The 9,690-nt window shown below is 45.4% G+C and carries 12 protein-coding genes and 1 pseudogene; 3 read left to right on the top strand and 10 right to left on the bottom strand.

Annotated features, from left to right (window positions below; translation table 11 throughout):
* The 8 genes and pseudogenes from QUA38_RS24725 to QUA38_RS24760 form a co-directional block, all read right to left on the bottom strand.
* Positions 1 to 200 (bottom strand): annotated as a pseudogene (locus tag QUA38_RS24725) (serine/threonine protein kinase); the annotation flags it as partial.
* Positions 201 to 261: 61 nt separating this feature from the next.
* Entirely contained in the window at positions 262 to 501 is a 240-nt protein-coding gene (locus QUA38_RS24730; RefSeq protein WP_333098970.1) for a type II toxin-antitoxin system Phd/YefM family antitoxin, read from the bottom strand.
* Between the two features lie 58 nt (positions 502 to 559).
* On the bottom strand, positions 560 to 829 hold the full coding sequence (locus QUA38_RS24735; RefSeq protein ID WP_333098971.1) for a ParE family toxin-like protein: 270 nt from the start codon (positions 827 to 829) through the stop codon (positions 560 to 562).
* Positions 826 to 1,044, bottom strand: coding sequence for a hypothetical protein (locus tag QUA38_RS24740; protein WP_333098973.1), 219 nt, complete (start codon positions 1,042 to 1,044; stop codon positions 826 to 828). Before QUA38_RS24740 ends, QUA38_RS24735 begins: the two co-directional genes overlap by 4 nt.
* A gap of 179 nt (positions 1,045 to 1,223) precedes the next feature.
* Entirely contained in the window at positions 1,224 to 1,667 is a 444-nt protein-coding gene (locus QUA38_RS24745; protein WP_333166597.1) for a hypothetical protein, read from the bottom strand.
* Positions 1,668 to 1,804: 137 nt separating this feature from the next.
* Positions 1,805 to 2,332, bottom strand: a complete 528-nt coding sequence (locus tag QUA38_RS24750; protein WP_333166599.1) for a GNAT family N-acetyltransferase — start codon at positions 2,330 to 2,332, stop codon at positions 1,805 to 1,807.
* A 42-nt stretch (positions 2,333 to 2,374) separates the two neighbouring features.
* Positions 2,375 to 4,327, bottom strand: coding sequence for a glycosyltransferase family 39 protein (locus tag QUA38_RS24755; RefSeq protein ID WP_333166601.1), 1,953 nt, complete (start codon positions 4,325 to 4,327; stop codon positions 2,375 to 2,377).
* A gap of 281 nt (positions 4,328 to 4,608) precedes the next feature.
* Complete coding sequence (locus QUA38_RS24760; RefSeq protein WP_333166603.1) at positions 4,609 to 5,187, bottom strand: hypothetical protein; 579 nt, start codon at positions 5,185 to 5,187, stop codon at positions 4,609 to 4,611.
* Between the two features lie 361 nt (positions 5,188 to 5,548).
* On the opposite strand from QUA38_RS24760, the gene QUA38_RS24765 reads away from it, so the two are divergent.
* Both QUA38_RS24765 and QUA38_RS24770 read left to right on the top strand, forming a co-directional pair.
* On the top strand, positions 5,549 to 5,881 hold the full coding sequence (locus QUA38_RS24765; protein WP_333166605.1) for a DUF565 domain-containing protein: 333 nt from the start codon (positions 5,549 to 5,551) through the stop codon (positions 5,879 to 5,881).
* A gap of 96 nt (positions 5,882 to 5,977) precedes the next feature.
* Positions 5,978 to 7,138 carry a glycerate kinase gene (locus tag QUA38_RS24770; protein WP_333166614.1) on the top strand — a complete coding sequence of 387 codons (1,161 nt, stop codon included), beginning with the start codon at positions 5,978 to 5,980 and terminating at the stop codon, positions 7,136 to 7,138.
* 208 nt (positions 7,139 to 7,346) lie between these two features.
* On the opposite strand, the gene QUA38_RS24775 is transcribed toward QUA38_RS24770, so the two are convergent.
* The gene (locus QUA38_RS24775; protein WP_333166607.1) at positions 7,347 to 7,715 is read right to left on the bottom strand and encodes a hypothetical protein; all 369 of its coding nucleotides are present in this window, start codon (positions 7,713 to 7,715) and stop codon (positions 7,347 to 7,349) included.
* 327 nt (positions 7,716 to 8,042) lie between these two features.
* On the opposite strand from QUA38_RS24775, the gene QUA38_RS24780 reads away from it, so the two are divergent.
* Positions 8,043 to 8,570 carry an orange carotenoid protein N-terminal domain-containing protein gene (locus QUA38_RS24780; RefSeq protein ID WP_333166609.1) on the top strand — a complete coding sequence of 176 codons (528 nt, stop codon included), beginning with the start codon at positions 8,043 to 8,045 and terminating at the stop codon, positions 8,568 to 8,570.
* A 256-nt stretch (positions 8,571 to 8,826) separates the two neighbouring features.
* Here QUA38_RS24780 and QUA38_RS24785 read toward each other — a convergent pair.
* The coding region (locus QUA38_RS24785; RefSeq protein ID WP_333166611.1) for a HAMP domain-containing sensor histidine kinase at positions 8,827 to 9,690 on the bottom strand (864 nt) is incomplete at its 5' end.

Genomic DNA, 9,690 nt, shown 5'->3' on the forward strand with positions numbered 1-9,690 from the left:
CTCGCTTCGTCTTGAAACTTGCGATCGAACTCAGCAAAATTGGGTTGCTGCCGCAGAGATTCGTTGAGGGTTTTAATGACTACAGGCTGTCCTAAATAGCGGTGATTTGCCCTGAAGGTTATTCCAAAGCCGCCTCTTCCCAATTCTTGTTCGAGGGTATACTTTCCACCCTGTAAAGTTTTGCCGATTAGCGCATCCATAGGTTCAGGCGATCGCGTACCAGATAATATGGCTGATTATTGCACGTATAGTGGGATCTCCTCACCACTCCAAAGAGCGATCGCAATCCTCGATCGGCGTTGCCATTCCTTCCCGAATCGATTCCCGCATCCCCGCTACTGAGAGAAGATACAATGTTTCACGGGCAACCGATGCGGAGTCTGATTCAGATAATAACACTGCATTGCTAGTTTGTCCTGCGATCGCGATCAGTTGGTGCGACTGATTCACCGAATCGATAGACTGCTGCAACTGCTGTTGAGCTTCATTAATTTGGATCATAATTTTCCACTTGTCTAAATACACTTTTCTAATTGATATTGGCTGGCTGTAGATACTGCTACAACTGCCCCAGAAATCTATCGTAGTCTGCGTGTGAACCAACCCAAAACCAGATTACAGTGTCTGCATCCAACTGACCAAGTGCTCGATAGTTTTTGCTAATTCTGGCCGAATAGATTGGTAACTCTGGATGCACCTTCTTGAAACGCAGGCTTGGATGACTTGGGTCTTCCTTGAACTGGCGATAAGCCGCGCGCGTCTGCTGTTGAACTTGTTCGGGTAAATCAGCAAATAATCTACGGAACTCGGTTGTAGTGCGTGAATTCACAATATTTCTGGATCGAGTTCTTGGGTTTGACCTGCATGATACTCAGCCATTGCGGTCGCTGCGAGTTTAGCAAGAGCATTTGGGGAACGGGAGAATGCTTGATCCCAACGAATATCGTCTTCAAGTTCTTCCAGAATCATTGAAGCGAGGGCATCTTGCTCGCTGGCAGACAATGTTTTCAACTTGGCGATCGCACGTTCGAGTAACTCAGTCATGGCTACCACACTTTTACAATGAAAATGGCATCCTATCCATTATCCATTGTTTCACGCAAGTTGAGGGTAGGTCGAACAGATGGCAGGCTAATGATCATCCTAAGTACAGGAGAGCAGCTTCTATGTTTTATACTAGCTTTAAGCGGATGTTAGTACGTCGAAATATTGATTAAGCATTTCTATTTCAGCAGCGGTGGTTCTTTGTTATTCAAAATAGCCCACGCAGCAGTAATTTGCCATTCATAGGCGACTCGCGAATCGTTTCCAGATGCTGTTAAAGCGCATTGTGTTGCACCATATGCACTACTGCCTGCTGCCTCAGCAGGTGTAAGAAAATATGATGGATAATCGAAATATCTCATACCTCCATCAATATAATCGCAGGCAACCCCCATTGAAGCCTTTTCTGCATTTTCCTGTGTCGGCTGCTCGATCCATTTATTGGCTAAAGAGATAAAGTAGCGTTCTCCTTTATCTTGCTCTTCGCGTGGTAACTGTTTTGAGACGTAGTATATAGTTTGTCTCACAACTGCCTGCTTAAAGCTGAGTTGCTGCTTTTCCCTCATTACTTTGACTAATCCTTCCAAGACTAACGAGGAGAGTTTGTTTAGAATTGAAACCATTGTAGGCTCCGAGCTTCGGGTTTTAGGTAGTGACTAGATTATAGATTTTATGCAATCTGGCAGATTTAATGCTGCAAGCGAGAACCTTCAAATTACCGCCAAAACCAGTGACTTAAACAGCGAAACGGCGTTACATTTCAAGTCGGATGATATTCATCCCTGCTTATTTGCCATCGCCATATCTTGCCTTCTTCAGGATCGTCCACCTCTGCAATGAACTTCATCCCCACTTTTTCCAACACGCTATTTGAGGCATTTTTTTCAGCTAAAGTGTGAGCGATGACTGCTTTCACCTCCTCGTGAGCGAAAGCATAATCGATCATTCCTTGTGCCACCTCAGTTGCAAATCCACGATTCCAATATTCGGAAGCAATTTCATAACCTATCTCTATAGTCCCCGACTCATCAGGTGAGCCTGTGAAACCTCCATTGCCGACAAGCACTTGATTTTTTGGATGAATAAAGAAGTAGCTGTGCCAGTCAGTTGGACGCGCATTGGATTCGCAAGCTTCGTCAGCCGGGAGGGAAAATGCTTCCGGGAAAAGAGGCCAGCTATTAGGCACTATGACATTTAAAATTGCTGCAAGCTCGCTTTTACTTCGTAAGAAAGCTTCTATGTGAATCCTTTCGACGGCAAGTAGTTGAAGATTCTTAGTTGTAATCATTTTTCTACCTTGTTTAACAAGTATGAGATCGCACTATAGGCACTATCGAAACGCTGTTCTCGGGACCCTGGCGAGTTGGTAAGCGCCCCGACTGTCCAACAATTGATATTGATTTGGCTGCAATCCTAATTGCACAAATTTCTCTGGATATCCCAGCAACAATATAGAGGGAGAAGTTGGGTTTTTAGATTCCTTAATGTAGTCGATCACCTTTGTGACAGCTCGGTAGTAAGTCACCGGCTCTTGGGTATAAAAAACCAGACTTGGTTTCCAGAAACCAACCATAATAAACTCTTCCCCTGGCAGTTTTTGTTGAACGGCAACCTGTGCTAACTGTCTCAGAGGTAACTGGCGGTTGATATCAACCACTTTGTAGGCCGGAGTAAGACCAAAGATGATAAATGCTACTAACCCGATGAGGTTAGCAACCAAAATCCAGCGCTGTTGCCGCTTCCCCAGTAAAAGTGCGATCGCCACCGCTGTAGTTATCCAAATCGTACCGCCGACAATCAGCAATCCCGACTGCTGAATTGCTTGGGGAAAATTGGGCATTGCCGGGTCGTCTCCCAGCCAGTTGTAGCAGTAGAAAGTTGCTCCGGCTATAATTAATAAAAATACGACATTGAAAATGTATGTAGCTAACAGCCCTCGCGGTAAAGAATTCGGTTTTTTTTCTAACTTTATCCGCCTGTTATCGGGTTCGTTGCCTGCAATAATATCTCTCCACAGCAGCGTTACCAAAATCGCAGCGGCGGGGATTAAAGGCAATACATAACTCGGCAATTTTGTCACGGCGATCGTGAAAAAGCCAAAAATGCAGCCGAACCAAAATAGAGCAAATAAACCCAACTGAGCCGATCGCGGTTGACGACGCCAGTAACTGCGCTGCCAAAAACGGGTGCGCGCGATCGCGACTGGTAAATAAATCGACCAAGGTGCAAAACCAACTAGCACTACAAAAAAGTAAAAATACCAAGGCGCCGAGTGCTTGTTGACTACTCCAGTAAAACGCTGGAAATTGTGATAGCCAAAAAAGCTGTCAATATAAGTTTGACCGTTGGCTAAAATAACCAAAATGTACCAAGGCAAGGCGATCGCCAGAATAATTAAGATTCCCGACACCGGACGCATTTCGCGCCAAAGTTGCCGAAAATTTCCCAAATAAAGCCCGAAGCTGCCAACAATCAGCGCTGGCACGACAATTCCCACAGGCCCCTTAGCCAGAATTGCTAAGGCAATTAGTACGTAAAAAGTCAGATACCACTTATTGGGAAATCTGGAAGCGGAAACCGGGGAAAATTCTGCTTTTTCTCTCTGTTCTTCGAGGGTGTAACCGAGAAAAAATGCGAGCAGTGCCGAACACATACAACCGACTAATAGCATATCTGAAACGCCAGTCCGTCCCCAGGCAATAGTTTGGGGATTTAAAGCTATTAGGGCCGCACCAATCCAAGGAGTAGAAAAAAAGAGGGGAAGACGGCGAGTTTTGAGTTGTGAGTTTTGAGTGGGGAAGAATTTTCCTTCTTCATTCCCTCTTCCTTCTTCCTCCTTCCTTGTTCCTTCTTCCTTCGATTTCGAGAGGGTATAAAATCCGAGGCAAGTCAGACCGATCGCGCACAAGGCAGAGGGAAGACGTACGGCCCATTCGTTAACGCCCAGAGTGCGGTAAGCCACCGCCATCAGCCAGTAAATCAACGGCGGCTTGTCAAACCTGGTTTCACCGTTGAAATAAGGAGTGATGAAATCCCCTGTCACCGTCATTTGACGGGCGGCTTCGGCAAACAACGGTTCGGTTTCGTCAACTAAACCGATGTTGCCGAGGTTCCACAAAAAAGCCACAGAGGCGATCGCGCACAGCCATAAAATTGAGAGCAGCAAAGGTGCGAGCCTCTTCGAGGGCTTCGCTGACGGGCGATTTCTAAACTCTGACAAATTTTTAATAACTTCCTTCACCGAAACTTCCTGCGATTTTAGATTTAAAATTTTAGCTCGCATAGAGAGTCTACCGAAAGATTCGCATTCTCGAAACTCCCAATTTGATCGAATGCGGTTCAACTGAGATGTTACACCATTCTCAATAAAGCTTTTATGGGCGGGCTAGAGCAACCCAACTCCTACTCCCCACAACAAAATTCACGCTTTGTAGAACAGGCAAGATCCCTGTTATTTATAATGATGCGGCTATGTGAGGTTAACATCACATAGCCGCATCATTCTCAATAAGACCGTATCAACCGTGTTTCTCGATTAAAATCTCGGCACCTGCAGCTAAGCGTTCACGGCTGCAAAATTAATTGCCATTCTCCGGCTGTGCTGTTCCAAGCCGGCGAGGGTGTCTCACCGGCGACGAAAGGCCCCCAGTAGCGGCGAGAACCATCCTGAGCAAAAACCACCAGAATGTCTCCTCGTTTGACTTGTAACTTGCCCTCCGGCAGCGATAGCATCAGTCCCTTGCCGCCGCCTTCCCCCGGCGCAAAATCCCAGTGTGCGGGTTTTCCATAGGATTTCTCGGCTTGCCGTTTCGACAGCAGGGCTACTCGCACTGGGTGTTCGCTGCGGTTGCTGACGCGCAAAAGGCCGGAGGCTTTAGCATTTACAGGGACTGAGGAAAGCAATTCCTCCTCTGGATCAGGGGGGATTGGTGTTGAGTCGGGTTTAGGCTCGCTGGCGGTGTCGCCAGAAGCTGTCGCGACTGGGGAAACGGGGGGTATTGGGGGGAGTGCGGTGGCTTGTGAGGGCCAGTCGCTGGACTGATTTGAACCGTTGGAGATAGTGATTTCAAAACGTCCTAGAAACATTCCTGTAATTAGGACGATCGACACTCCAATTACGATCTGGTAAATTTTAAGATTCATAAATTTTAGGCTTAAAGGATAGACTGCACCCGAAATTAGTCTTAACTATTTTTAATGTAAAACCAGGGTCTGCTGTGCCACAAGATACAGTTACACTTAATTACTTGAGCGTTCTCGGCTATAAGTTCGCGATCTCTCAATACCATTTTAGATGTTAAATTTTAGATTTTAGATTGCGACATACTCCGCCCGGCAAGAATTTGGAGTTGGTCAGGAGGGGCATTTGTTTGCTCATCGGTTTAGCTTTTAATAGCAGTTAAAAAAAAGAGTACCACTATAGGCCTGTACTCCAAACCCCAATAGTCATCAGTTATTCCGCATCTCAAATTTCAAATCTCCAATCTCAAACCGTATAATTTTTATGCAGAATACCCGAATTAACAGATTGATTGATGTTCTGGGCGATCGCTTCCGAGGCTGGCTGAGCAATCCTTGGCGGCGGATTTCGCTCCTGATAATTAGCCTGCTGTTCGGCACTTTTTTGGGAACAGCTATTTCGACGATCGCGGGACAATCCGCTGAGTGGGATATTATCGCGGCCGGGCTGTTGGTGTTGTTGACGGAGTTCGCCAACTGGCTGGTTTACGCCCGCCTGCGGCCTGTAGCAGGTTCTTTTTCCGTGGATATGCTCAATGCTCTGAAAATTGGTATCACTTACAATTTATTTGTGGAGGCTTTCAAACTAGGTTCTTAAAAACTTTTTGAATCGGCGCGGCTTTAGGATGAAATATTTGTCAATTGCAGATAGGATTTGTACAAAACCCCCTCTGGCATCAAGAGTTTTGAGAAGATGGCTCGATCGACTGTAACCCCTGTTGAAATTTTACATCGATGGCAAGCCGGCGATCGCCCGATCGCTCCCGACTTCGATCACCTGGCTTTGTGGGAACTTGCGGATGATGTGCGATCCTCTTCGAGGGCTTCGCTAACGCGCGCTTTTGGCATTACTCCCGACAATGTAGCCGATGTTGTCCGCTGCAAAACCGATTTATTCTTTTCTCTTCTTGACGAACTGCATACTTTCCCCCTAAAGTCAACAGTTTTCCTCGAAACTTTGTGGAATCTTTGGCTGCCGCTGGCAATGCAATTATCAACTGCAAAACAAAGTTTAAACCGTCCTTTAATTCAAGGAATTTTAGGAGGGCAAGGAACGGGAAAAACTACTTTATGCCAAGTTTTGAGGCTGATTCTGCGAAAATTGGGATATTCTACTGTCAGCCTTTCTTTAGACGATCTTTACAAGACTTATGCCGATCGCCAACAACTCCAAAAAGCAGACCCGCGTTTAATTTGGCGCGGTCCCCCCGGCACTCACGATATTGACTTGGGAATCGCAGTTTTAGACAAGTTGCGCGGTTCTCTAACTCACAATTTAGCAGGAGTTGACAATCCAAAATATGATGCCCTCAAACCGGATTTAATTAATAAAAATATAGAAATTCCCAGGTTTGACAAATCAGCCTATGGAGGTGCAGGAGATAGAAGTCAACCCGAAATTATTTCCGGTGCGGATATTGTACTTTTTGAAGGTTGGTTTGTCGGTGTGAATCCGGTGGTTGATGCCAAATTGAACGAGTTTTTGGCGGCTGCACCGTTTCCGATTTCCACAGAGGGCGACTGTCAGTTTGCGCGCGATATGAATGCGAAGCTGCACGACTATCTGCCGCTGTGGAACCGATTAGATCGGTTGATGGTTTTATATCCCCAAGATTATCGCATTTCTCAAGTGTGGCGCAATCAGGCGGAACGGGAAATGATGGCGGCGGGGAAGTCGGGAATGTCAGAAGCTGAGATTAATCGGTTTGTTGAATATTTCTGGAAAGCGCTGCATCCCGAGTTATTTATTAAGTCGATGGTTGAGGGCGATCGGGTGGATTTAGTAATTGAAATTTTGAGCGATCGCACTGTCGGCAAAATTTGTCGGGCGATCGACTTAAAATTAAACCTTTAAGGATACAACAAAGTTGTGTCCCTACCCTATTGCAGCCTTTAAGGACACAACATTGTTGTGTCCCTAGTCTATAGCAGCTTATCGTACACTCACTTGACAATTCAGGAATTATGCAAAACGTGATTTGACGCGGGAATTATAGGGGTAAGGCGGGGCATCAGCACCCTACAATACAGAGGTTTTGCATCGAGGATGGAGAATTTCTAAATTAACTGCCGGGAGTACCAAGATCGATCGCTTTCTGGATCAAATCGTCGCTAACTTCGCCCGGTGTACCAGCAGGCTTAATTTCCTGAGCCATCGAACGAAAATCATTGGGATTGCCACTTGTATCTGCCGGCTTTGCAATATTATCTTGAGCAGCGGGAATAGGAAATTTAGGTGCTGTTGCAGCGGCGGCAGCTTGAGCGCCGGCACCTGTGCGATCGATGTCACTAACGCTGAATTCTTTTGAAGCTTCGTAGTCTGCTGATACATCAACGGTCGGCAACTTTTGTTCTCCAGCTTCCGCGCTTTCAGTGATCTGCTGAGCGTCAAAGTTATCAGTGTTATTGACTTCTGTATTGATTTGAGACATAGCCGACTCCTTGCTAGTTTTATTTAACAATTCACTGTATCAATTATTACTTTACTCCCTGGCTTTTTCATCTACCCGCAGATGTATCGTTGGCTTCTATCTTAAGGATGATTTATTCTAGGTTAGTGCCTTAACATTACATCACTTTCCGAAAAGAATGCAGCTTTAGGCAAGCTCCCAACCCATACATACTAAGCCATTCCCCATTGTTTAGTCTCAGATCTAAAATCTAAAAACTAAAATCGTATTACCTCTCGGGGATGGTGACTTGTACTTACAAATCTTGATATTTGTATATTCTGGAAGCATTTTTAAGGAATTTTGTTTATGAACTCACCCGCCGCCACCAATCCTCACTCTCTCTCCAACGAGACTCAAAACATCCTTCAGACAATCAACGGGTTGGGTACAGATGAAAAGCTGGCGCTGCTCTACTTTGTTTATGAAAAAATGGGAGATTCAATTACACCAGCCGCTCCCACCGCCGCCGAACCAGAATTAGCTCCCATGCTGCTGGATGATTTTTACAAGCTTTCCCATGACCAACAACTGAATATAATGCGGGGTATTGTCAACGGCGACGACACGCCGTATTCTCACGCTTACGGAGCTTTAACTGCTAACAATCAGTTGGTAGTTTGGTATGCTTGGGCTATTGGTATGGGGGAAACAATTGTCGATATCCCCGAAGGATATGAGGCAACTGAGGCTGTCAATGGCGTGTTGGGTCAAATTGAAGGTCTTGATTTTGAACAGCAAATTTCGGTGCTGCGCGACGTAGCTAATAATATGGGCTACACCGATGTTAAACCAATTGCTACTCAGTCGGAAGTAGGGAAAACTTCTAGTCTGTAAATAAGAGTCTGGTGTTGCCACCTATCCTACACAAACTCTCCTCCTAGCAGAGAGGGACTCAAGAATAAAGGAATTACCCAAAACCTCTATATGTAGGGTGCGCCGAGGCGCACCCTACCGCTATAATGAGTAGGTAAAACCTTTTTTTGATCTTAGTCATATTTATTTTTTCGTGTCTTATAGAGGGGCGACAGTTTTTGTACTATCAGTTAAAATCGGTCATGATAATAAATATAAAAAATAAAAAGGTTTTCAGTCAGCAATGGAGTTTTTTAGGGTAAATTTTTCGGGGGAACTCCATCCGAAATATCGAACCTTTATTGGGTTGACTTTCGGCAGTAATTGTACCGTCGATCATCTTTACTAAAGAAGCACAAATAGCTAGTCCTAAACCAGTGCCGGGATATTGGCGAGTTGTACTTTGGTCGCCTTGGTGGAACTTGTCGAAAATGTGGGGAAGATCCTTTTCACAGATGCCGATTCCTGTATCCCGAACGGTGATCGTTACCCGATCGCAATTTAATTCCCGCACCTCAATGTAAATACTGCCCTCATGTGTGAATTTAACCGCGTTGGAAACGAGATTCACCAAAATTTGCCGCAGGCGCAACTTGTCATTAACTATCAACTGATCCTGCAAGCAGACGCTGACGGACATTGCCACGTTCTTATCGGTGACTTGATTTCCGAATTCCAGGGCGACATCAATTACTAAATGCGCTAAATTAAATTTTTCAATTTTTAATTCTGTGCGGCCACTCTCGATTTTGGAGAGGTCGAGGATATCGTTAATTAGCAGTAGCAGGTTTTTGCCGTTATGTAAAATGCGCCCCACCATTTCTGTTTGCTGGGCGCTCAGCAGTTGTTTGTGCTGGCGCAGCAGCAATTGGGAAAAACCGATAATCGAATTCATGGGAGTTCGCAATTCGTGGGACATAATGCCCAAAAATTGCGATTTTAACTTGGCTGCTTCTAGCAGTTGCAATTTTTGTTGTTGAATGCGTCGCGCCTGATTTTCCAGTTCTTCCTGCTGGCGAATTAGCAGCTCGTTTTGCAAGTCTAAAAGCTGTTCCTGCTTTTTTAATTTTTCGATCGCCAGCGCGTTGTTAATCGCGATCGC

The sequence above is a fragment of the Microcoleus sp. Pol12B4 genome (assembly GCF_036701385.1).
Taxonomy (GTDB): Bacteria; Cyanobacteriota; Cyanobacteriia; order Cyanobacteriales; family Microcoleaceae; genus Microcoleus.